General features: G+C 42.6%; 20 protein-coding genes. 8 read left to right on the top strand and 12 right to left on the bottom strand.

Annotation, left to right across the window (positions count from 1 at the left end):
* The first annotated feature begins 145 nt into the window (after positions 1 to 145).
* Positions 146 to 829: a response regulator transcription factor gene (locus VB693_RS18550; protein ID WP_190704066.1), complete on the top strand. Its 684-nt coding sequence runs from the start codon at positions 146 to 148 to the stop codon at positions 827 to 829.
* Between the two features lie 103 nt (positions 830 to 932).
* Here VB693_RS18550 and VB693_RS18545 read toward each other — a convergent pair whose 3' ends face one another.
* The 4 genes from VB693_RS18545 to murC all read right to left on the bottom strand — a co-directional run bounded on the left by VB693_RS18545 (position 933) and on the right by murC (position 4,707).
* Positions 933 to 1,415, bottom strand: coding sequence for a low molecular weight protein-tyrosine-phosphatase (locus VB693_RS18545; RefSeq protein WP_323267538.1), 483 nt, complete (start codon positions 1,413 to 1,415; stop codon positions 933 to 935).
* 191 nt (positions 1,416 to 1,606) lie between these two features.
* A complete protein-coding gene (locus VB693_RS18540; protein ID WP_190704110.1) occupies positions 1,607 to 1,954 on the bottom strand; it encodes a YbaB/EbfC family nucleoid-associated protein in 348 nt (115 codons plus the stop codon).
* Between the two features lie 175 nt (positions 1,955 to 2,129).
* Positions 2,130 to 3,128 (bottom strand): UDP-N-acetylmuramate dehydrogenase, encoded by a 999-nt coding sequence (murB, locus tag VB693_RS18535; protein ID WP_323267537.1) that lies wholly within the window; start codon positions 3,126 to 3,128, stop codon positions 2,130 to 2,132.
* Positions 3,129 to 3,222: 94 nt separating this feature from the next.
* Entirely contained in the window at positions 3,223 to 4,707 is a 1,485-nt protein-coding gene (murC, locus tag VB693_RS18530) for a UDP-N-acetylmuramate--L-alanine ligase (RefSeq protein ID WP_323267536.1), read from the bottom strand.
* Between the two features lie 411 nt (positions 4,708 to 5,118).
* On the opposite strand from murC, the gene nadD reads away from it, so the two are divergent.
* Both nadD and VB693_RS18520 read left to right on the top strand, forming a co-directional pair.
* Positions 5,119 to 5,745, top strand: coding sequence for a nicotinate (nicotinamide) nucleotide adenylyltransferase (gene nadD, locus VB693_RS18525; RefSeq protein WP_323267557.1), 627 nt, complete (start codon positions 5,119 to 5,121; stop codon positions 5,743 to 5,745).
* A gap of 116 nt (positions 5,746 to 5,861) precedes the next feature.
* Positions 5,862 to 6,875: a type I glyceraldehyde-3-phosphate dehydrogenase gene (locus VB693_RS18520; RefSeq protein WP_190704051.1), complete on the top strand. Its 1,014-nt coding sequence runs from the start codon at positions 5,862 to 5,864 to the stop codon at positions 6,873 to 6,875.
* Positions 6,876 to 6,994: 119 nt separating this feature from the next.
* On the opposite strand, the gene thiL is transcribed toward VB693_RS18520, so the two are convergent.
* Positions 6,995 to 7,993: a thiamine-phosphate kinase gene (gene thiL, locus VB693_RS18515; RefSeq protein WP_323267535.1), complete on the bottom strand. Its 999-nt coding sequence runs from the start codon at positions 7,991 to 7,993 to the stop codon at positions 6,995 to 6,997.
* A 92-nt stretch (positions 7,994 to 8,085) separates the two neighbouring features.
* On the opposite strand from thiL, the gene VB693_RS18510 reads away from it, so the two are divergent.
* On the top strand, positions 8,086 to 8,682 hold the full coding sequence (locus tag VB693_RS18510; RefSeq protein WP_323267534.1) for a Uma2 family endonuclease: 597 nt from the start codon (positions 8,086 to 8,088) through the stop codon (positions 8,680 to 8,682).
* A gap of 86 nt (positions 8,683 to 8,768) precedes the next feature.
* Here the strand turns inward: VB693_RS18510 and VB693_RS18505 are convergent, their stop codons facing one another.
* Positions 8,769 to 9,875: a peptidylprolyl isomerase gene (locus tag VB693_RS18505; protein ID WP_190704043.1), complete on the bottom strand. Its 1,107-nt coding sequence runs from the start codon at positions 9,873 to 9,875 to the stop codon at positions 8,769 to 8,771.
* A 224-nt stretch (positions 9,876 to 10,099) separates the two neighbouring features.
* On the opposite strand from VB693_RS18505, the gene efp reads away from it, so the two are divergent.
* From efp to VB693_RS18490, 3 genes are all read left to right on the top strand, one after another.
* Positions 10,100 to 10,657: an elongation factor P gene (efp, locus tag VB693_RS18500; RefSeq protein ID WP_190704040.1), complete on the top strand. Its 558-nt coding sequence runs from the start codon at positions 10,100 to 10,102 to the stop codon at positions 10,655 to 10,657.
* A gap of 107 nt (positions 10,658 to 10,764) precedes the next feature.
* Positions 10,765 to 11,280 (top strand): acetyl-CoA carboxylase biotin carboxyl carrier protein, encoded by a 516-nt coding sequence (gene accB / locus VB693_RS18495; protein ID WP_323267533.1) that lies wholly within the window; start codon positions 10,765 to 10,767, stop codon positions 11,278 to 11,280.
* 86 nt (positions 11,281 to 11,366) lie between these two features.
* Positions 11,367 to 11,714 carry an ArsR/SmtB family transcription factor gene (locus VB693_RS18490; RefSeq protein WP_190704034.1) on the top strand — a complete coding sequence of 116 codons (348 nt, stop codon included), beginning with the start codon at positions 11,367 to 11,369 and terminating at the stop codon, positions 11,712 to 11,714.
* A gap of 159 nt (positions 11,715 to 11,873) precedes the next feature.
* On the opposite strand, the gene VB693_RS18485 is transcribed toward VB693_RS18490, so the two are convergent.
* Both VB693_RS18485 and VB693_RS18480 read right to left on the bottom strand, forming a co-directional pair.
* A complete protein-coding gene (locus VB693_RS18485) occupies positions 11,874 to 12,473 on the bottom strand; it encodes a GerMN domain-containing protein (protein WP_323267532.1) in 600 nt (199 codons plus the stop codon).
* A gap of 482 nt (positions 12,474 to 12,955) precedes the next feature.
* Positions 12,956 to 14,770, bottom strand: coding sequence for a proline--tRNA ligase (locus tag VB693_RS18480; protein ID WP_323267531.1), 1,815 nt, complete (start codon positions 14,768 to 14,770; stop codon positions 12,956 to 12,958).
* 202 nt (positions 14,771 to 14,972) lie between these two features.
* On the opposite strand from VB693_RS18480, the gene VB693_RS18475 reads away from it, so the two are divergent.
* Positions 14,973 to 16,346 carry a 1-acyl-sn-glycerol-3-phosphate acyltransferase gene (locus tag VB693_RS18475; RefSeq protein ID WP_323267530.1) on the top strand — a complete coding sequence of 458 codons (1,374 nt, stop codon included), beginning with the start codon at positions 14,973 to 14,975 and terminating at the stop codon, positions 16,344 to 16,346.
* A gap of 77 nt (positions 16,347 to 16,423) precedes the next feature.
* Here the strand turns inward: VB693_RS18475 and VB693_RS18470 are convergent, their stop codons facing one another.
* The 4 genes from VB693_RS18470 to VB693_RS18455 form a co-directional block, all read right to left on the bottom strand.
* Complete coding sequence (locus tag VB693_RS18470; RefSeq protein ID WP_323267529.1) at positions 16,424 to 16,999, bottom strand: Uma2 family endonuclease; 576 nt, start codon at positions 16,997 to 16,999, stop codon at positions 16,424 to 16,426.
* A 358-nt stretch (positions 17,000 to 17,357) separates the two neighbouring features.
* Complete coding sequence (locus tag VB693_RS18465; RefSeq protein WP_323267528.1) at positions 17,358 to 18,686, bottom strand: IS4 family transposase; 1,329 nt, start codon at positions 18,684 to 18,686, stop codon at positions 17,358 to 17,360.
* Positions 18,687 to 18,891: 205 nt separating this feature from the next.
* Positions 18,892 to 19,662, bottom strand: a complete 771-nt coding sequence (locus tag VB693_RS18460; RefSeq protein ID WP_323267527.1) for a toll/interleukin-1 receptor domain-containing protein — start codon at positions 19,660 to 19,662, stop codon at positions 18,892 to 18,894.
* A 164-nt stretch (positions 19,663 to 19,826) separates the two neighbouring features.
* Positions 19,827 to 21,803 carry an AarF/ABC1/UbiB kinase family protein gene (locus VB693_RS18455; RefSeq protein ID WP_323267526.1) on the bottom strand — a complete coding sequence of 659 codons (1,977 nt, stop codon included), beginning with the start codon at positions 21,801 to 21,803 and terminating at the stop codon, positions 19,827 to 19,829.
* Positions 21,804 to 21,899 lie beyond the last annotated feature (96 nt).

The raw sequence follows: 21,899 nt of genomic DNA, 5'->3' as shown, positions 1-21,899 counted from the left end.
TTTTCTTTATAAATCACCCCTAAGACAGTCATTAGCTACTAATCTTGTCATATTATGAAACATAAGAACACTATTGTAACGCGTGTTCTTATATAGAGCTTCTAGAAGGAAATTTCTGAGTAAAAATGCTAGGGGTGTACTTTCCATGCCCTTGACGATCCTTGTGGTGGATGACGATGTGGGCACTCGTCTATCTATTAGTGATTATCTTGAACTGTCAGGCTATGCAGTAATTACGGCCAATGACGGTCAAGAAGCTTTGGCAATGGTGGAAGAATACCAGCCTGATTTAATTGTCACCGATATTGTCATGCCACGTATGAATGGGTATGAATTGGTACGTCGGGTACGTCAAAAACCAAAATTTCGCTTATTACCCGTAATTTTATTAACAGCCCGTACCAAGACTCAAGAAAGAATTCTTGGTTATCAGTCTGGGTGTGATTTATACTTGCCGAAGCCTTTTGAGCTAGAAGAGTTAGCCGCAGCTATTTGCAATCTATTGGAGCGATCGCAAATTATTCAATCTGAGTACCGCTTTCCTCAGAAAGAGAGTTCAGCTAGTCCTGGCTCTACAAGAGTCATAGAGACTCATAACTCTATTTTGAGTCATGTTGAGGGGTCAGGCTTGCTCTCATCTTTGACCCTGAGAGAACAGGAAGTCTTAGAACTTTTAACTCACGGTCTTTCTAACGCAGAAATGGGACTTCAACTTCACTTAAGTCCCAGAACTGTAGAAAAATACGTCAGCAGCTTATTAAGAAAAACTGACACCAGCAACCGGGCTGAATTAGTGCGTTTTGCGATTAAGCATGGGCTTGTAGAGTAGAAGGAGACTGGGGAAAAGAAAGAAGGGGGAGCAGGGGGAGAAAAATACAATGCCCACCCACTCACTACTCACTACTCAGCACCGGCTAAACGCCGCGCTACCGCTAACAGCACTCAGCACTCACAATATGTTGCAATAGTCCTTCACACGCATCAAGGAGTAAATCAATTACCTGATTAAAGCCTTCCGTTCCACCATAGTAGGGGTCTGGAACTTCCTTAAGGGTGTGTCGAGAACAAAATTCACACATCAAAAGCACTTTATGGTGATATTGTCCAGTAGGATCAAGGGCAATGATATTGTCATAATTATCTCGATCCATTGCTAAAATCAGATCAAATTCCTGAAAGTCTGATTTCTGGAGTTGTCTAGCTTGTCCTTGTAGCTTAATTCCTAATTTTGTCGAGGCTGCGGCACTCATACGGCGATCTGGTGGACTGCCAATGTGATAGCTAGATGTGCCAGCCGAATCACAAAGGATGCGATCGCTTAATTCAGCTTGATCAATCAAATAATTCATGATGTTCTCTGCTGATGGTGAACGGCAGATGTTCCCCAAGCAGACAAACAACAGTTTATAACTCATAATTCGTAATTCGTAATAGGAATCTATTGGGAGAATCTGAAGACTTATTCCTAAAGATTGATATAAAATTCTACTATAGATATGTCAAAAGTCAGTAGTTCACAGTCTATAGTCAACAAATCTTTTGAAGAATGACTAATGACGAGTGACTAATGACTAATGACTAATGACTAATGACTAATGACTAATCGCTAAAACCCAGGTAGTTCTAGTCCACTGGTCAATTCTTCCATGCGTTCGCGCATGGTGGCTGTAGACTTTTCGTAGGCACTTTTCATGGCTACTGTCACCAAGTCGGAAAGCATTTCTGAGCCTTGTGCTAAAGCATCGGGAGAAATTTCCACGCGCTTGGGTTCTTGGTTGCCGCTGACAATTACCTTCACTAGTCCACCACCAGCCTCTCCCAGAATTTCCATTTGCTCCAATTCTTCTTGGAGTCGCTTTGCACCCTCTTGAACTTGTTGTGCTTTTTTGAACGCTTCGGCTAGTTCTTTCATTTTTCCTAAGCCAAAGCCAAATCCTTGTCCTTTTTCTGCCATAACTAAATTATCCGCATGTGCTTTGAATAACAAATCAAATTCAATTATAGAGGCGGCCGGGAATTTGCCTCTTTTTTTACTAATATTTAATGGGCATAGGGAATTAGGCATAGGGAATTGGGCAAGATTCATTCTCCTCTGCTCTTCTCCCTACCTCTTAAGAGTTCTCTGCACCTCAAGCAGCAGCCTGAAATTCACCCATCATTTTGACTTCTGGTTCTAACCATATTGACCAGTTCTCTTGGACTGTGTGCTGGATATGGCGAATTAGGTTAAAAATATCGTTGGCTTTTGCTCCACCACGATTGACAATAAAATTGGCGTGGAGATGAGCTACTTGTGCGCCACCAATTTGATAGCCTTTCAAACCTGTGTGTTCGATTAACCACCCAGCCGTGTAAGGTGTGGGATTACGGAACACGCTGCCACAACTGGGGAAGTTGTAGGGTTGGGTACTCAGCCGATGCTGTTTGTGTTGTTTGGTAATGGCTACAACCTGGGCGGGGTCAAATCCTGGTTTGAGTTGCAAGGTGGCTTGAGTGATGATGCGATCGCTACCTTGTAGTAGTGAAGTGCGGTATGTATAACCTAAGTCAGCAGGTGTTAGAGTCTCTAATGTCCCATCTGGGGAGAGGACTTCAGCACTCACTAACATATCTGCGATGCAGCTGCTGTGTGCGCCGGCGTTCATTACTACTGCACCTCCCAATGTTCCAGGGATACCAACAGCCCACTCTAAACCTTGCCAGCCTAGTTGTGCTGCTGCCCATGCCAAACTAGGAATTGATTCTCCCGCCGCGACGGTTAATTGGCCTGTGACAGGATCAAAGTGGCTGTAGCGTAGATGGCGAGTACCGATCACTAGACCGTCTAGACCGCGATCGCTAACTAACAGATTAGAGCCTGCGCCTAGGGTGGTGACTCTTAAATTATGTTCTTGTGCATACTTGATGCTGGCTTGCAATGCTTCTATGTTCCTTGGTGCAACGTACCATTCAGCCGCTCCACCAACTCGATAGGAAGTATATGCAGATAAAAAAGCTTGGGACTTGATTTCGCAATTAGTACCTGGTAAGTAAATGATTTTACCTTCACTTAAATCATTTTTTTCCTGTGTTTCTACTGTAGAAGCAGGAACTGTGCAGGCGTTTCCAGCTGCCTGGGAAATTTTCATCTTTACATCAATAAATTGTGAAATTTTTACATTTATCTGCTGTATGAGTACAGCAATAGAGTGAATTGATAAAACTCTTGCTCAGGCAAAACTTTTATAATGTAGCTGTAGCTGTAGCTGTAGCTGTAGCTGTAGCCGGTTCGCAAAGTGCAGTAATGATTTCAGGAATCGCCTGATTTAAGTTACCTGCACCTAAAAATAGTGCTAAGTCCCCAGTCTTAAGAGTTTGCAGTAGAAATTCATTTACAGCAGGTAAAGTTGGTTGATAAACTACCTGGGGATGTTCTTTAGCTACAGCCTCAGCTAATTGTTCACCACTGATTTGTCCTAAATTGGGTTCACCAGCACTGTAAATATCAGTTAGTACCACCAAGTCAGCATGGGTGAAAGACTCAGCAAATTCTTCTAAAAAGGTTAACGTCCGACTATAGCGATGGGGCTGGAATATCGCCACTACTCTTTGTCCTGGTCTGGCTTGCAGCCTTGCCGCAGCTAGGGTTGCACGAATTTCGCTTGGATGATGAGCGTAGTCATCAATAAAGGTAATACCATCAACTTCACCGCGAAACTCAAAACGTCGTCTAGCACCTTCAAAGGTGGCGATACCTTTGGCGATCGCTCCAAATTCTAAGCCTAAAATACGCCCAACAGCTACACCAGCTAGAGCATTACTCAAGTTATGGCGACCCAGCAAGCGCATATTCAGCACTCCCAAGGCTTTACCTTTTTCCCAGACTAAAGCAGCAGTTCCATTGGCATGATAGTCAATGTTAGTCACAGTGTAGTCAGCGTCAGTCTCTGGATGGAGACTGTAGGTGATTGTAGGTTTGAGGCGATCGCGTACTGTAGTGCAATCAATGCTGCCCACTAAGGTTTTACAACCCTGGGCAAATTTTTGGAAGGTCTCAACTACTTCTTCTAAGGTGTCGTAGTGGTCAGGATGATCTAATTCAATATTAGTAATAATGCCAATTTCAGGAGCGTGTTTCACTAGCGAACCATCAGATTCATCTGCTTCCGCTACCAAATAGTGACTTTGCCCCAACCTAGCATTGCCCTCCCAAGCATTTACTTCACCACCTACAATAATCGTAGGGTCTAAACCAGCTTCCAATAACATATAGCCAATCATGCTACTGGTTGTAGTTTTACCATGAGTTCCTGCTACGGCTATGCTATGGTGTTCGGCAATCAAGGCTGCTAGTAAATCTGAACGATGCCAAATTGGACAACCTAATTCCAGAGCTGCTTTATACTCTAAATTGTTGGCATTAATTGCTGTTGAACAAATAACTTGAGGCAGGTTTGCCTTGATAGAAGGAACTTGTTTTTCTGAATTTAATTCTATTTCATTAGCTCCCACTTGAGGATGAAAGAATTCGAGGTTACTAGCCTCTTGTCTACTAAAAATATGAGTCCCGATAGATTCTAACTTACGTGTAATATGATTTGGTCGCAGATCAGAACCTGATACTGGCAATTGACGTTTAGCCAGCACGTATGCCAAGGCAGACATACCTATACCACCGATACCAATAAAATGAAACGGTCTACCGCCAAAATCTACAGCATTATTCATTGATTGCTCCTCTTAAACACCACACCACACCACACCATAATCACAAATGACACGCGTATCATAACAGGATTTTGATTTTTACCGTAACTACTTCTATATCTTTTTCATTCTTGATGTTATCGGGCTGTTTTGTTGTGTTTTCTTTCGTTGAGAACGATTTTACATCGGTTGGAGGTTTTTGCTATTTCCAAACTGTTTTTAAGACTATTCAGTAAATTTCCGTCACATCGGGAAAGAAATTCTTGTAATTTGAAATACATACTTTTTGAGTCCTTACTGGTGTTAGCTAGATTAAGTACATTCGTAGCGAAAATACTTTTAAGATTTCATCAAGCCAAAGCATGAATTGATTAAGATATTCCTTTAGGAATGAAAATGATTTTCGATTGCATAGAGCCAAGGCATAACCAAATGCAGCAACTGGCAATCTTTGGTGGCACATTTGATCCAGTTCATTGGGGACACCTGCTAATAGCTGAGACAGCTTGGCATCAAGTACCCATAGATAAGGTTATCTGGGTGCCGTCCCGAAATCCTCCTCACAAAAAAGCTGCCGGATTTGAGCATCGGGTGGCAATGCTACAATTAGCTACAAGAGAAATATCAGCGTTTACGGTCTCAGAGATAGAGGCAAAACGCTCAGAAGTTTCTTATGCGATCAACACTTTGATCGACTTGTCTACTTGTTACCCAAATACTCACTGGTACTGGATTGTAGGTTTAGATACTTTCCAAACCTTACCTCGTTGGTACCGTAGACACGAACTAGCACCAATGTGTGATTGGCTAATTGCACCTAGATTGCTAGGTGGTGAGAATATAGCTCAAAGTGAATCAATCTGCAAGCAAGTCGAGAAAAAACTGGCAAAGCAGTTAGTAACTATTCGCTGGCAACTCTTGCATACACCATTAGTGAGAGTTTCGTCAAGTCTAATTCGTAACCTGTGTCGAGAGCGGAAATTAATTACTCATTTAGTGCCAGAAGAGGTTAGATCCTACATTGCTGCTCACAACCTCTACTCAGATGAATCTGAATAAAATATGTTTTTTTTTATTGATCCAACACTTTAAGGTTATAAATACTCCCCCCCTTTGCGATATGATTGGGGTCAAAGATATCAACTTATAGGCATATATACAGAGGGCAAGATACTGTGATTAGAGTCGCAATAAATGGTTTCGGGCGTATCGGACGTAATTTTGCACGTTGTTGGCTAGGACGAGAAAATAGCAATATTGACCTAGTAGCTGTTAACGACACATCAGATCCTAGAACTAATGCACACCTCCTGAAGTATGATTCAATGCTTGGGAAGTTAAAGGATGTTGACATTACCGCCGATGACAACTCTATCACCGTTAATGGCAAGACCATTAAATGCGTGTCTGATCGCAACCCAGAAAACTTGCCCTGGAAAGAGTGGGAAATTGACTTAATTATCGAAGCCACTGGTGTATTTACCAGCAAAGAAGGAGCGTTGAGGCACGTTAATGCTGGTGCAAAAAAGGTTCTCATCACGGCCCCCGGTAAAAACGAGGACGGTACATTTGTAATTGGTGTGAATCATCATGATTATGACCACAACATACATCATGTTATTAGTAATGCCAGCTGTACAACCAACTGCCTCGCACCCATCGCCAAGGTGTTGAATGACAAATTCGGCATCATCAAAGGTACGATGACTACCACTCACAGCTACACAGGTGATCAGCGATTGCTAGACGCATCTCACCGTGATCTACGCCGGGCAAGGGCAGCAGCCATCAACATTGTCCCCACCTCTACTGGTGCAGCAAAAGCAGTGGCACTAGTAATTCCAGACCTTAAAGGTAAGCTGAATGGTGTTGCCTTACGCGTACCTACCCCGAACGTCTCAATGGTAGATTTCGTAGTTCAGGTTGAGAAGCGTACTATTACGGAAGAAGTTAACCAAGCTCTCAAAGATGCGGCTGAAGGTTCACTCAAAGGCATTTTGGACTACAGCGAACTGCTATTGGTATCTTCCGATTATCAAGGTAGCGATGCTTCTTCTATCGTTGATGCTAACTTGACTCTGGTTATGGGTAATGACATGGTTAAAGTCATGGCTTGGTATGACAACGAGTGGGGTTACAGCCAACGCGTTCTAGATTTGGCTGAATTAGTCGCTGAAAAGTGGGTCTAATCAATTCAAAATGACGCTCGCAGACTCGCTAACGCTGCGCTAACAAAATTCAAAATTAAGAAGACCTGATTTTAGAAGGTTGATAAATTTGGATTTGTAATTGGATTTTGAACTGTTGACTATTGACTAAAATGTTGAAATCCTTGACTGAGGCTGAGAACTCGGTCAGGGATTTTTTCATCTTGATGCTTAAGTATGACTTGGGAATGAGATGTAATAGTGCCGATGATGGCTGCACTGTTATCTAACATCTGTATGAGAGTTTTTGCCAATGCTGGTGGTAGACACAGCACTAGTTCAAAGTCTTCACCACCGTACAGAGCATATTCTAGGGCTTGCTCTGGAGTTAACCAATGAGTAAAAGCTGTTGGTAGAGGAATTTGCTCACTTTCTAAGATTGCACCAACACCACTGGCGCGACAAATTTGTAAGACAGCATCTGCTAACCCATCACTGCTATCCATACCGGCAATAGGGAATGGATATTCTAAAATCTGCCAAATGAGGGGTAAGACATCTAATCGTGGTTGGGGACGCTGGTGTGCTTTGATTAGAACCGTCTTTTCTACTGGGGTGAGGTTCTGCCCTAATTCAGGGTTTAACAGTAATTTTAAGCCCGCATGAGATGCCCCATGAACACCTGTGACAATAATTGCATTGCCGACTTTGGCGGCAGAGCGACGGATAATTTTATGGGGGTGAACTTGACCAAAGGCGGTAATTGAAACTGTAGTAATAGGCGATCGCACTACATCCCCACCCACAATCGGGGTATCGTATTGTTGCAGGCATTCTGTCATCCCTTGGTATAAGCTTTCGACCCAACTCACACTCAAATCACCAGGAAGTCCCAGTCCCACAGTAATTCCCAAGGGAGAAGCACCCATTGCTGCCAAATCTGACAAATTAGCAGCCGCAGCACGCCAACCAGCATCTTCTGGGGACGTGGTGATATAACTAAAATGCACACCGTCAACTAGGATATCTGTGGTGACAACTAAAGATTGCTCTGGTGCTGTCACCAATACCGCCGCATCATCACCAATAATTTCTGGTGGACAGAAACGCTGTAATCTTTCTAGAAGGCCTTGTTCGCCAATATCTTTAACTTTAGTCATTATTCATTAGTCATTAATCCTCTGCTTTTTCCCAGTCCCCAGTCCCTACTCCCTCAAGATAGGATAATGTTATCGTCTAGGGGTCGGTTGGGATGCTCACTTCACTAGTAACAAATCTCACATTTGAAGATTACTTAAATTATGATGATGGCAGTGGTTTTCCCTATGAACTAGTGGATGGCAGACTGGAATTAATGAACCCCCCTACAATTCAACATTTCTTGATTGTCGATTTTGTAGACACCGCATTCAAAGCAGAAATTAAGCGTTTGGATTTACCTTGGTTAACTTTTCGGGAAGCTGGGGTAAGGACAGGAAGAAATAAGTCTAGGTTAAGTGATTTGTGTGTGGTGACGCAGGAACAAGCAAGAGAATTGATCAATGTATCAGCCGTCTTTGAATCACCGCAGTTAATAATTGTAGAGGTTATCAGTCCAGATTCCATCAAGCGGGACTATCGTTATAAGCGTTCTGAATATGCGGCGGTTGAAGTACCAGAATATTGGATTGTAGACCCGTTAGAAAAGAAAATCTCTGTGCTGTTGCTGGAAGAAGGACTGTACGAAGAGACAGTATATACAGATAATCAGAAAATTATATCGCGGACTTTTGGAGAAATAGCGATCAGCTACGCTGGGCGGAACGCCATCGCCATTGAGCAGGTGTTAGCGGTTGGAAATCTTGGTTAGTCGGGAGAGCGAAGAAGGTTGACACTCTCCTGACTTTTTATGAATCTGTAGAGATGCGATTAATCGCGTCTCTACAAAGCAATTGTCTAGGCTGCTTGGGGTTCTACTAAGTTTTCGATGCCTTGAACTACGGTGGCTGATTCAATTTTGTCTCCGGCTTTGAGGATATCCAAAATTTCTCTACCTTCAATGAGATAGCCAAAAACTGAGTAACGACCATCTAATAGGTTACGTCCTGCTGGTGTAAGTTCTGGTTCAAACAAGAAAAAGAAGACTTGAGAAGAACCGCCATTAACTTCACTTTCAGGACGAGCCATAGCCAATGCACCAAAGGAAGAGAAAGGTAAAACTGGCATATCAAGATAACGACCAGCATCTTCTAAGGTAATACCATAGGTGGGGGCTTTGTCACCTTCTGCAAGTATTTCTAGGGGAATAGCTCTGTATTGGCCTGTTTTGGGATTAATAAAACCCTGTTCTTTTCCTGGTGGATCTCCGGTTTGCAGCACGTAAGATTCTTCAGAACGGGTAAATTCTAAGCCATTATAAAAACCACGTTTTACCAAATCGACAAAGTTACCAGCAGTGACAGGTGCGCTGTAACCATCTACAACAACTGTCAAATTACCTTTATTGGTTTTGATAGCAATTGTGGCACGACCTTTGAGTTGTGGGAGGTTACTGTACTCTTCTGGAACTTCAAAGGGGTATTCCTTGACCATTGACTCTTCTAATAGAGATACCAAATTCAGCAGTTTTGCTCTCTCTTCGAGCATTTTTTCTTTGTCTTTGGTTTGGGTCAATTCTTTACTTTTTTCCACGCCAGACTTTAATTCATTCAGCCAAGCTTCGGCTTGAGGTTGGCGTTCTTCCGGAACGCTTGCTAGGATTTGTGAAGGTTTATCAAGAATGCGGGATGCTTTACTCAGGTCTCTGGAGACAGCACCCCATCGCCGATTTGCACGCAGTTGAGTAGAGATATCTTCTAGACTGGCTTGCAATTGACGTACTGGCTTATTATCTATCGGGAGTGCATATCTTAATAGAGCTTTGCCGTCAGTGATTGCGTTTCCAGATGGCAAGGCAGCGTTACTGGAAGGAGTCCAGCCAGCTGTATTTATGCCTAAAAATATTGTTACCAACAGTATTGCCATGAGGCTGTTCTTCAGCCAGGATTTTAATAAATTCAACATGGTATGGCTAAAATGCGTAACTCATCACTCATCTTCCCATACATGAGTGTTGAGTGCTGAGTGCTGTTAGCGGTAGCGCGGCGTTTAGCCGGTGCTGAGTAATGACCAATGACCAATGACCAATGACCAATGACTATTAACTATATAACTATTGACTAATTACCTAATTACTACCCTGGAAGGGTACAATAAATGCCGATTGTCTTCCACGATTTAAAAGCTTCATGATTTCCAGTAACGATTTTCGACCCGGCGTATCAATTGTATTAGATGGGTCTGTATGGCGAGTGATTGATTTCCTTCACGTTAAGCCAGGTAAGGGTTCTGCCTTTGTACGGACAACACTTAAAAGTGTCCAAACCGGCAAGGTTTTAGAAAGAACTTTCCGGGCGGGGGAAAGTGTGCCACAGGCCACTCTCGAAAAACTCACGATGCAGCATACCTATAAAGAGGGCGATGAGTTCGTCTTTATGGATATGGAAACTTACGAAGAGGGTAGATTGAGTGCTGCCCAAATTGGCGATCGCGTCAAATACCTCAAAGAAGGTATGGAGGTAAACGTGATTCGTTGGGGTGAGCAAGTTCTAGAAGTGGAACTGCCTAACTCTGTAGTTTTAGAGGTGACACAAACAGATCCAGGTGTGAAAGGTGACACTGCTACAGGTGGCACTAAACCAGCGACTGTGGAAACCGGGGCTACTGTGATGGTTCCTTTGTTTATTACTCAAGGAGAACGCATCAAAATTGATACCCGTGATGATAAATACATAGGCAGGGAATAAGTTTGCTTTCATTCTTGAGGCAATCCCGATTTCAATCCCTCCAGGGGGATTAAATCCCTGCCAAACTTAAAATTCTTATTTACGGATAGGTCGAGGTAAAAAAAACTGTGCCATTGGACTTTAATGAAATTCGCCAACTGTTGGCAACTATTGCAGAAACTGATATTGCAGAAGTAACACTCAAAAGTGATGAGTTTGAGTTAACAGTACGTAAAGCTGCTAATGTGAGTAATCACGTTGTGTCCATGCCATCGGTGCAACCGATCGCACAGCCATCAATACCCATTTCCGCACCGGAGGTTGGCAATCGTGTTGCTGACCATGCGGTAACTAATTCTGGCGCACACTCAGGGGCAAGTTCTCCGCCGATCATTGACCAGAGATTTGTAGAAGTGCCTTCCCCAATGGTGGGGACATTTTACCGCGCTCCTGCACCGGGGGAAGCGGCGTTTGTAGAAGTGGGCGATCGCGTCCGTAAAGGTCAAACAGTCTGCATCATCGAAGCGATGAAGCTGATGAATGAAATCGAGGTTGAGGTTTCTGGGCAAGTCGTAGAAATTCTCATCCAAAATGGCGAAGCGGTGGAATATAACCAACCTTTGATGAGAATTAACCCTGATTAGGTATTAATCTATATAACAAGTGAATCATTATTCTTCATGAATCAATGAATCATTGTTAACATTTGGAGTTCTGCGGGTTAATCCTGATGAAACAAGCGTTGCCTGTACCGCCAGAAGTAGTGCAACAAGTAGCTGAATACTTCAGTCTCTTAAGCGAGCCGATGCGTCTGCGCCTGTTGCACTTATTGCGGGATGAAGAAAAATGTGTACAAGAATTGGTAGAAGCAACACACACTTCACAGGCAAATGTGTCCAAACACCTGAAGGTAATGTGGCAAGCTGGGATTCTTAGCCGCCGCAGTGAAGGGACTTGTGCTTACTACAGGGTGGAAGATGAAATGATTTTTGAATTATGTAATCGGGTTTGCGATCGCCTCGCCACTAGGCTAGAGCAGCAAGCCCGTAATTTTAGGGTGCTAAGTAGTAAAAATTAAATGAAAGAGAACTGGGGGCTAGGAATTTTGGATTTTAGATTTTGGATTGAATAATCTAAATCTAAAATCCACTCATTGCAAATCCACTCATTGCAAGGCTGGAGACTGGGAGCATAGGGGTAGAGGAGATTCCTCAACAGTCAACAGTCAACAGTTTAATTAAAGTGGATACTCTTTTTTAAAGCTTTCGCGGGTCATGGGTTGTTCTATCTCTACACCTTCACCACCTAAAACCTCTAATGGTTTACCGTTGACCTCAATGTAGACTTTGGCATTGGGGTTTAATGTTGTGGCGGTATAAACTACTTGACCTACACGACCTACCATAGAGCTACTGCCACCACCACTGGTAAAGTTTTCCGATAAATTGACGTGGATTTCATCCTTATTTTCCGCTTTTAGCCCCAATAACTTAGTTCCTTGGGGAATGGTGGTGGAATTTGTCCCTTCTGTGGGGCCTGCTAACAAACTTTGAAAAGCCTGCTCTAGAACTTGGTTAGGTCGAACCGACGCTATTCTAATAGGCTGAGGAACTAATTCCATGCTTTTTTCAGTGGTTTTGAGCCAATAAACATTAGCTGTTTGCTCATTACCTGGCTGTGCATTTGATGGCTGTTGGATTCTTTGCGATGGCGTTGGTTGTGTTGGAGAATTGGTGTTGGCAGTTAACCAAGCCACACCGCCACCAACTGCTACAACTGCGGCGGAGACGGCTGCAATAACACCTGAAGATATACGTTTTCCTTGTTGGTCGTTCATTTTTAAAACCTTCCTGACTGGGGGCTGAGGTGGTCTGTTTGTGGAGAGCAGCCTGGTTAGGGACGATAGTTAAAAGTATAGAGTTTCCAAAAATCTAAATGATAGCTCTGTAAATTTAAATTCGGGGCTTTTGATTTGAGAATTCAGAAGTGAGCAGTTAAAATGACTACTGGAAAATAGGGAGCAGGTTAAGATTTATTTTCACGTATCCTAGTGTACGTAGTTTATGGTGGCTACCTGACAACTGATGGATAAATCTATGGGTCTAATCTCCCCATTAACTCTGAAATTTTATTGGGTTAATTAACTCCATGTAGTTAAATTCTAAACTCTTTTTTATTTTTCATTTTATAATTTATTTTTCTAATCCGTCACCTGCCCAATTATGTAAATCTGTAAATATTATCTTTTCCTCAGATTCTTAACAGTTTGATGAGGAACGCAGAGACAGGATAATATTGATCGATCTGCGTCCTGGGGATTTAATTGTTAGTCTCTGTTGCTGCTTTGATCCACTGTTTAAGCGTAGCCACAACTTCCTCTATGGGAATTTCTTGAGCTTTACGAGTTGCTCTTTCTACAACTTCAACTTTGCCGTTGGTAATTGCTCGTCCGGTAACAATTCGATAAGGTATGCCGATTAAATCAGCATCTTTAAATTTTACTCCGGCTCTTTCATTGCGGTCATCTAATAATGTTTCTACTCCTGATTGATTCAGTTGCGTGTAAAGGTTTTCCGCAATTTCTACTTGTTGAGCATCATTAATGTTAGGAATGGTGACGATCGCCTGATAAGGTGCGATCGCTACTGGCCAAATTATCCCATCTTTATCGTAAGATTGCTCTACGGCTGACTGGGCTAAACGGGAGACACCGACACCGTAACAACCCATAACTAAAGGTTTTTCTTCACCCTGTTCATTAGTATAGGTTGCGCCCATTGCTTGGGAATATTTTATGCCTAATTGGAAAATATGACCGACTTCAATGCCTCTAGCACTTTTTAAGGTTTGTTGCGGGTCATGAAGGGCGCGATCGCCTGGTCTAGCTTTGCGGATATCGACTACACTTGTTGCTAGCTGAAATTGCTCACCCCAATTCGCACCCACGACGTGATAGCCGCTTTCATTTGCACCAGTAATGAAGTTTTTTAACTCAACGGCGGTTTGATCAACTAACCGGACAAATTTAGGATGAATTTGTTTGTTTGCGGCAATATATTCATCAGCAAGATCAGGGGCAATGTAGCCTAAAGGTAAAGATTTAGCTGCCCAAGTTTGCTGTGTTTCTGCACTGGGAACAGTTAAACCAATAATCGCTTTTGCACCGTAATTAGGAGCTAATTTAGTCAATTCGTTCTGTAATTTGACTTCGTTAACTTCTTGATCACCACGAATATTTACCAGTACCAAAACCGTTAAGCCGTTATCATAAGCTGTTTGGTAAAGAACATTTTTGACTACTTGTGTAGAAGCAGCCTTGAGGAATTTACAGACTGTTTCAATTGTTTCTGTTCCCGGTGTTTCCCGTTTTTCATAGGTAGTAAACGGCGAAGGTTCAGCGTCAGCAGGTAAAGAAACCGCTTTTTCGACATTTGCGGCGTACTTACCATCTTCGGTGTAGAGAACTTCATCTTCGCCGGCTTCCGCCAACACCATAAATTCTGTTGAACCAGAACCACCAATTGCACCAGAATCAGCTTCCACTGGACGGAAAGCCAAACCAGAACGCCGCAGCATATTGCTGTATGCTTGGTACATATCTTGGTAAGTTTTTTTCAGGCTATCTTCATCGGCGTGGAAAGAATAGCCATCCTTCATGATAAATTCCCGACCGCGCATTAAACCGAAGCGGGGGCGAATTTCATCACGGAACTTAGTTTGTATTTGGTAGAGGTGCTGGGGTAGCTGACGGTAAGAGCGAATCATATCACGAGCGATCGCAGTAATCACTTCCTCGTGCGTCGGCCCTAATCCTAATTGTTGTTCACGGCGGTCAATCAGGGAAAACATAATCCCCTCAGCCTTGGTGTAAGTATCCCAGCGTCCCGACTCCTTCCATAACTCAGACGGTTGGAGTTGGGGAAGTAAACATTCCTGTGCGCCTGTAGCGTTCATTTCTTCCCGCACAATCTGAGAAACCTTTTGCAGTACGCGCCACATCAAAGGCATATAAGCATAAACACCGCTACCGATGCGACGAATGTAACCAGCACGTAGTAACAACTTATGGCTAGGAATCTCCGCATCAGCCGGATCATCCCGCAGTGTGACGAATAACATTTGTGACAGTCGCATCGTTTATTTTTTAACTCCTGATTGCAAAATCGCTAATTTCTGTATCAACTCAAGCACGAAATACTAAGCATGAAGTATGAAGTACAAAGTATAGGTTAAGAATTTTAGATTTTGGATTTTAGATTTTGGATTTTAAATTTTAGATTCAATCCCAATTCCCCAATCCCCAATCCCCAGTCCCCAGTCCCCAGTCCCCAATATCATGATTTACCAAGCACAACCACCTTTAGAATTTATCCCCCCAGCTTTTAATCCTTTATTGCTGCGATTTGTTCACCTGTTTCTACCAACATGGATACGCACTCAAACTCCCATTACCCAAATTGAAGCAGAGAATGTAGAGGTTTTAGCAAATCTCTATCACCAGTTTCAAGAGGGGAAAATCCGCTTTTTGCTTGCATTTCGCCACCCTAAAACCGAAGATCCTTTTGCTTTGGTGTATTTGCTTTCGCAACTTGTGCCAAAGGCAGCACGACAGCAGGGTATAGCATTCAAACATCCAATTCATGCTCATTTTATCTACGATCGCGGCATTCCTCTCTGGGCGGGTGACTATGTTGGCTGGCTTGCGTCAAACTTGGGTGGGACTCCCATTCAACGGGGTAAGGCTGATTGGACGGGATTACGTTCGGCGCGGGATTTGTTCGCCAATGGAAAGTTCCCAATGTCAGCAGCACCAGAAGGTGCGACTAATGGACTTTCAGAAATCATCAGTCCCTTAGAACCAGGAATTGCTCAAATGGGTTTTTGGTGTGCTGAAGACTTGCAAAAAGCTGGACGCACCGAGCAAGTTTTAATTGTACCAGTCGGGATTAAATATAGTTATGTCGATGCTCCCTGGAATGCGATCGCTCAACTTTTAGATGACTTAGCAATTGCTAGCGGTTTACCTGTAGATACAACCCCACACAGCCAAATTCCCGATTTAGAGTCAATGTATCCGCGTCTATTGACTTTGGCTGAACACTTGCTGTCTTTAATGGAGCAGTTTTACACGCGCTTTTATCATCTTAAGTTGTCCGCAGTCCCAGAGGAAGTTACAGACCGCAATCAAGCCTTAGCGTTAAGATTACAAGCTTTATTGAGTGCAGCCTTAGAAATAGCGGAGCAGTATTTTAATGTACAACCAAAGGGACAAGTGAGCGATCGCTGTCGGCGGGTAGAGCAGGCTGGCTGGAACTATATATTTAGAGAAGAGTATAAGGATATCAAAGGATTATCTGCTGTCGAGAGAGCATTAGGCGATCGCGTGGCAGAAGAAGCCAATGCTAGAATGTGGCACATGAGATTAGTAGAAAGTTTTGTGGCTGTTTCTGGTAACTACATCCGCGAAAAACCCACAGTAGAAAGATTTGCGGAAACCGTTTTAATCCTGTGGAAAATGATTGCTCAAATTAAAGGCGATAAATCTTTTCAGCGTCCCACCTTGGGTAAGCAACGGGTGAAGTTAACAATTGGTGAACCAATTTCTGTATCGGAATGTTACCCAGTTTATAAAGGGAGTCGCTTAGGTGCGAGACAAGCTGTTGCTGATTTGACGAATGATTTACAACAAGCGATGGAAAGTTTACTTTGATTAAAGTTCGTAGTATTCGCGTAGCGTCTCTTAGAGAGGACTTTAGTCCTGATAAAACTTGATTTACATAATAACTATCACGCAGGAAATACCTTAGATAAATCCAAAACTAACTGAGGAAAAGATGGCAAACTAACCAACTCATTTTGTAAAAACACTAACTTACGCCGATAACCAAATTTACCTTTTACAGCGTGATAAGGTTCGGTGTAACATTCCAGACAATTATCTAATAAATTAAATATCCAATAATCAGAAACACCTGCTTCTGCATAGATAGATAATTTTATTTCTTGGTCATATTTCAAAGAAGAATCTGCAATTTCAATTAATAGTAATATATCTGATGGTACAGGATGATTTGCCAGATAGTCATCAGGCGTATTTTTGGCGATGACCATATCTGGTTCTGGTTCACTGTTGTCTGAGAGAATAATCGGTTCTTGTCCTCTTAGAGTGGCTTGTTCTCCAATCAGTTTGAATAACTCTCGATACAAGCGAGTAATACAAACGGAGTGCGCTGTACCTTTGGCGGACATTGCAAATATTTCACCCTTAATTAGTTCAACTCGTTCATTGTCTGCAAAAAAGCCGAGTTCTGCCAAACGGTGATATTCATCTACAGTAAAACGTTTAGTAGTAGCAAGACTCATAACAATTATGGGAAGTTAGGGTTGTTTTGATTTTAGTCTATGTCCAAATTCCCACCCTAAAACAGATTTGCCTGTAGATTGGCTAACTACTTGCAAATCGTGAGCATTACTCAGCATCGCCTCCCATCTACCAATTCTCGCGTATTTCCTTTATAATATTTTTATCAAAAAACCTGATTTTTACTGATATATCTAAATATATTTCCGAAAATTGGTAACTTGAGGTTGTAGGGACTTCTGGATAATACCAAGTTGAAATTAACGCGATGAAACCCCTCTCCGCTTGCCTACGGTGTACACACAAGTCTAATAACCTAGCCCTACAGCGTTTTGATCACCCCTAACCCCCTTTTTTAAGCTACCGTGTATACACAAGTCCACCCTGAGCGAGTTTCCAGCCTAAAAAGATAGACTCAAATTGCCGTAAACCGCGAACGAGGGTAGGCATTCCCGGAGGTCGTTGAGAGAGATATCCAGACCATCCACCTAAGCGAGCGATGATCCAAGTAGCCCAAGGCAAACAACCTTGTGGATAAGGATTTTGCAGTTTTTGGGTATCGCCTTCAACAGAAGATTGAATTACTCCTAAGCATTGCTGCTGCTGTTCACAAAAGGTAAGCGCAGCAGAAAGCTGAGTATTGTCAAGCCCTTCAACCATTTGTAAGGTTCGCACGGCTACGGACAAAGCCAGGATTGTCAGGCGTTGAATAGCGATAACAGACTCTAACTGAGTAGCTTCTAAATTTAATCCTGCTGTTTTGAGGGTGGCAAAGAGTTGTTCAATCTTCCATCGCCATCCGTACCATTGAATCACTCGTAGTGCCTGTTCTAAGCAAACAACTTCGTGTGTTGTCAGCAATCGCCAATGAATTGGTTCTTGTCCGGTGTCCGGTTGAATTTCCTGGGCTTCTACAGCATAAAGGGTAACGCTCTGAGGATAGCCAAAAACGTTCAATTTATCGGGGCGTTGAATTTTCACTCGTCCACAGCGAACAATCAGCATTGCTTCTCTTGCCATCCGATTTCGACGTGGATCTGCGGGTACGTTGATAATATAAGTACCTTCACAAGGCTGCTGACTCAAGTAGCCGTAGAGTGATAGAGATTGTCCTAACAATCGACGGTCTTGGCAAGCTCGGATTAGCAGATGATTCTTTTTGTTGGGTACAGTGGCAAATGCCTCAAATAGATCAGATTCCCGGTCACCAATATGAGTTACCATCTTCGCTCTACCCCCGGACAAGCATTTGTGACTCTCCGATGCCGAGGCTAACCATTTGTAAGACTCCTTCTCCTCAATTGGTAAATTTTTATAGCCTCGTTCATGTTTATCTGCATGGTCGATTTCTCGACTCCACAGTTTTAACGTGCTTAATCCCAAAGGAAATCCACTCTCGCCATCCAATACCAGTGTTGGATGGATATAAAACCCTACATCTGTATTGTTTCCTACTACTCCTAATCCGAATGGTGACAGTCTACCTACATGAGACTGCAAGTTGATTTCACTACTATCACTTATCGCTAATACGTGCTTTTCCGCTACACGAAGCTGGCACTCATCCGCAATACTACTTACTAGTTCTGATAGCGTAACGTTTTCATTCTCCAAAAACCGATAATAAGCCATCTGTTCTGCCCAATTTCGACTTATTTGCCGGATATTTATCGATTGGTGCTTTTGCATTGCCTCATATAATGCTGCCCCCTTTTTATCAACCGAGGGTCTCCAAATGCCTTTCCTGGTATCTTCGCAGCGTGAATTAAGATCGGATTATCCACTGTTTTTGCCTCTTGAAAATCCTCTGCATCTACTTTACATCCGACTTGTGTATACACGGTAGACAGCCAAGTAAAACAATTTCGCGGTGTTGATTTGGCGGTGTTTCAGTTTACAAGTAATGCAAATTACCGTGTTGCCGAAAAGGGTAATTCTGACCCTTCAGTGGATATCCTTGCTCCTCTACCCACTGCGTAAAAATTTGCCGATACTTGTCTAGATTTTCTTTATATCTTCCATAAGGCTCTAATACTTGCGCTCTGATGGTGTCAGCTTCTTGGTCTGTTAATCCTAGCCTTTGTTGTTCCTCTTGTAAGATGTAAGCCTCTATCTGAGAAATTTCGCCATCAGCCGCAAATTCTGCCACTTTTTGGCGATATTGGGCTAGTGCTGCTTCTTTATCTGCCAGTTTTTGTTCTTGTTGACGCTTCGTAATTAACTCTTTAGCGACATCTCTAATACCCTGAGCTATATCGGTAAACGCATCATCTTGATTCGTCCAAGATTTAACAGGTGTAGCATTTGTGGGTAAAGCTTGCAGTTTAGCAAAGTGGTCTAATTGCCAAAAAACATTTCTGAGAATAACAGGAATAACCCTAGCATCTCCAGCATTATGACGTTCTATAGCTGTCTTAACTTCTACACCGTTACAATACTCAGAAGAAATAAAGTCTGAACTGACGAGAAGCAGAATGATATCGGCTGTTTGAAGATTGTCTTTAATTTGTTTATCCCACTCTATTCCGGGTGATATCTCACGGTCTTGCCATATAGAAATCACTCCCTGCCGTTTTAAGATACTCAGGTGTTTAATGAGTTCATTTTTCAGGGGTTCGTCGTTGTGTGAGTAGGAAATGAATATCTTGGGCGATACCTCTGCCATTTTGGGTTGAATAGATGACGCTGCTTACAAATTATAGTATTTTTGCCCGATTTTCCCGACTCTGATTGTTTGGAATGATTGACGGTTCGTAGTAAGGACTTTAGTCCTGATTTTTCTAAGGACTGAAGTCCTTACTACAAACTTGATGGCTTCCCTACCTACGTTTATACCCTTTTAGCAGACAGAGATAAGTTTGTAGGTTTTGCTAACTGACTCTTTTCACTGCTATTAACTTCTTCTGCTGCTAACAATTCCCGAAGTAGTCGGATTGTAGCCTTTTGCAGCAATTGGTTGGTAACTTGCTGACCTAAACGTTGCACACCAGGATTTACTAATAATTGAGCTATTTGTGGTGCGAGTTGTGTTGCATCAAAGCCGCGAGTTTCTCTTAAGATATTGGAGATATTTTTGATATGTTCTAAGGTTTGTTGTTGCTCAACTGTTGCACCTGGGGTTTCGTTGATGGCTGTAATACCTACTCTTTCTCTGAGTAGATAGGTAAAGTTATGCAGGACATTTTTACTTAAAGCATTCAGTCCGTTTAAAACTTCATCTACTAGCTTGTCTCGAATGAAAGAACCGCGTTCAGAAGCGAGAAAATCTACGCCTTGATTAATTACTAAATTGAGGTCGTAGTCTTGGTTTTTCCGCGCATTTTTTAAGAGATTCTCTAACCTATTCCACCGGAATTTACCTTCTTTAAACAGTAAATCTCGTAGTGATGTTCTTAATTGTGGTGCTGGGTCGGTTAATAGACGTTTAGAGACGTAAGGATACGCTTCACTGAGAACTTTAAAGTCTGGATCTATATATATAGCGATACCTTCCAGTGTCACCAAGGAGCGAATAATTAAGGCATAGTAGGGGGGTACGCGGAAAGGATACTCGTACATCAATGCTGATAGGTCATCAGTGATGCTTTTAATGTTAAATTCGGCGACGCTAGCACCTTGAGCGTTAGCAAATACTTTGGCGAAGGCGGGAATAATTGGCGTTAAATCTGTTTCTGGGGAGAGAAATTCTAGTTTAACGTAGTCTTGTGCTAGTCCTTCAAAGTCGCGGTTAACAACGTGGACGATCGCCTCAATTAAACCATAACGTTGGGGCGGTTGAATCTCGCTCATCATCCCAAAGTCAAGATAAGCTAGTTTGCCATCTGGTGTGGCTAACAAGTTACCTGGATGGGGGTCAGCGTGAAAGAATCCATGTTCTAAAAGTTGTCTTAATGAACACTGTACACCGACTTCAATTAAATACCGCGCATCTATGCCTTGGGCTTTAATTTCTGCGGTCTGGGTTAACTTTGTGCCGTTAATCCACTCCATCGTTAACACACGACGGTTAGTATATTCCCAGTAAATTTTCGGTACGTAGATGTCTTTAATATGTCCATATAATCCAAAGAAACGTTCGGCATTTTCGCCTTCATGGATATAATCCATTTCTTCAAAAATGCGATCGCCTAATTCATCTAAAATCCCAACTAAGTCACTGCGTACCCGCTTGACTTTTTTCTGTACCCAAGCCGCTAGGCCTCTTAAAATATATAAGTCAATAGTGATGCGTTCCCTTAAGTCAGGACGCTGGATTTTCACCGCTACTTCTTCCCCAGTTTTTAGCTTACCTTTATAAACTTGACCCAAGGAAGCAGCTGCGATCGGCATGGCTGAAAGTTCTGCGTAAACCTCTTCGGGTGGATTTCCTAGTTCTTCTTCAATAAACTGGTAGGCGATTTCGTTAGGAAAAGCCGGTAATTGGTCTTGTAATCTTGTCAGTTCTTCAAGGTATATGGGAGGAACTAAATCTGGTCTAGTGGATAAAGCTTGCCCAATTTTGATATAAGCCGGCCCCAACTGTGTGAGTAAGTCTCTTAATTGAATTGCTCGACGCTGGTCATTTTTGACGACAACTCCCCGTTTATTATCCCACCACAACCCCAAAACAAAGGATATAGTCGGCCCTAAAACTGCGAAAATCCGCCGTACAACTTGCCAAGGTCTAGCTTGATAGTGGGCTTTTATTTCCGCCGGGTTGTAACTTAATATCTCAGGTTCAACAATTTTCGTTAGCATCGCCTGTTCTGTAACTTGCAGTTCACCCTCAATCGGTCGGGAGTTCGTAGGAAGTGTTTTAACAATCATAGAAAAAGCCACCGGTTGGATTGGGTATGTTAAGTATTGTAACAATATGTTTAAAATAATTGGTATTTCTTAAGATTGGGGACTGGGGACTGGGGA

Origin of the sequence: Anabaena sp. UHCC 0399, from assembly GCF_034931465.1 — a bacterium.
GTDB classification, from domain to species: domain Bacteria; phylum Cyanobacteriota; class Cyanobacteriia; order Cyanobacteriales; family Nostocaceae; genus Trichormus; species Trichormus minutissimus.
This window is presented reverse-complemented; position numbering and strand designations above follow the sequence as displayed.

What these genes read in the sequence shown, in the direction of transcription:
- VB693_RS18505 (WP_190704043.1), bottom strand. Translation starts at nt 9,875, where the DNA reads ATGTTGAATTTATTAAAATCCTGGCTGAAGAACAGCCTCATGGCAATA.
- murB (WP_323267537.1), bottom strand. Translation starts at nt 3,128, where the DNA reads ATGAAAATTTCCCAGGCAGCTGGAAACGCCTGCACAGTTCCTGCTTCT.
- VB693_RS18480 (WP_323267531.1), bottom strand. Translation starts at nt 14,770, where the DNA reads ATGCGACTGTCACAAATGTTATTCGTCACACTGCGGGATGATCCGGCT.
- efp (WP_190704040.1), top strand. Translation starts at nt 10,100, where the DNA reads ATGATTTCCAGTAACGATTTTCGACCCGGCGTATCAATTGTATTAGAT.
- VB693_RS18485 (WP_323267532.1), bottom strand. Translation starts at nt 12,473, where the DNA reads ATGAACGACCAACAAGGAAAACGTATATCTTCAGGTGTTATTGCAGCC.
- VB693_RS18490 (WP_190704034.1), top strand. Translation starts at nt 11,367, where the DNA reads ATGAAACAAGCGTTGCCTGTACCGCCAGAAGTAGTGCAACAAGTAGCT.
- VB693_RS18545 (WP_323267538.1), bottom strand. Translation starts at nt 1,415, where the DNA reads ATGAGTTATAAACTGTTGTTTGTCTGCTTGGGGAACATCTGCCGTTCA.
- VB693_RS18455 (WP_323267526.1), bottom strand. Translation starts at nt 21,803, where the DNA reads ATGATTGTTAAAACACTTCCTACGAACTCCCGACCGATTGAGGGTGAA.
- nadD (WP_323267557.1), top strand. Translation starts at nt 5,119, where the DNA reads ATGCAGCAACTGGCAATCTTTGGTGGCACATTTGATCCAGTTCATTGG.
- murC (WP_323267536.1), bottom strand. Translation starts at nt 4,707, where the DNA reads ATGAATAATGCTGTAGATTTTGGCGGTAGACCGTTTCATTTTATTGGT.
- VB693_RS18470 (WP_323267529.1), bottom strand. Translation starts at nt 16,999, where the DNA reads ATGAGTCTTGCTACTACTAAACGTTTTACTGTAGATGAATATCACCGT.
- VB693_RS18465 (WP_323267528.1), bottom strand. Translation starts at nt 18,686, where the DNA reads ATGCAAAAGCACCAATCGATAAATATCCGGCAAATAAGTCGAAATTGG.
- thiL (WP_323267535.1), bottom strand. Translation starts at nt 7,993, where the DNA reads ATGACTAAAGTTAAAGATATTGGCGAACAAGGCCTTCTAGAAAGATTA.
- VB693_RS18550 (WP_190704066.1), top strand. Translation starts at nt 146, where the DNA reads ATGCCCTTGACGATCCTTGTGGTGGATGACGATGTGGGCACTCGTCTA.
- VB693_RS18510 (WP_323267534.1), top strand. Translation starts at nt 8,086, where the DNA reads ATGCTCACTTCACTAGTAACAAATCTCACATTTGAAGATTACTTAAAT.
- VB693_RS18460 (WP_323267527.1), bottom strand. Translation starts at nt 19,662, where the DNA reads ATGGCAGAGGTATCGCCCAAGATATTCATTTCCTACTCACACAACGAC.
- VB693_RS18475 (WP_323267530.1), top strand. Translation starts at nt 14,973, where the DNA reads ATGATTTACCAAGCACAACCACCTTTAGAATTTATCCCCCCAGCTTTT.
- VB693_RS18540 (WP_190704110.1), bottom strand. Translation starts at nt 1,954, where the DNA reads ATGGCAGAAAAAGGACAAGGATTTGGCTTTGGCTTAGGAAAAATGAAA.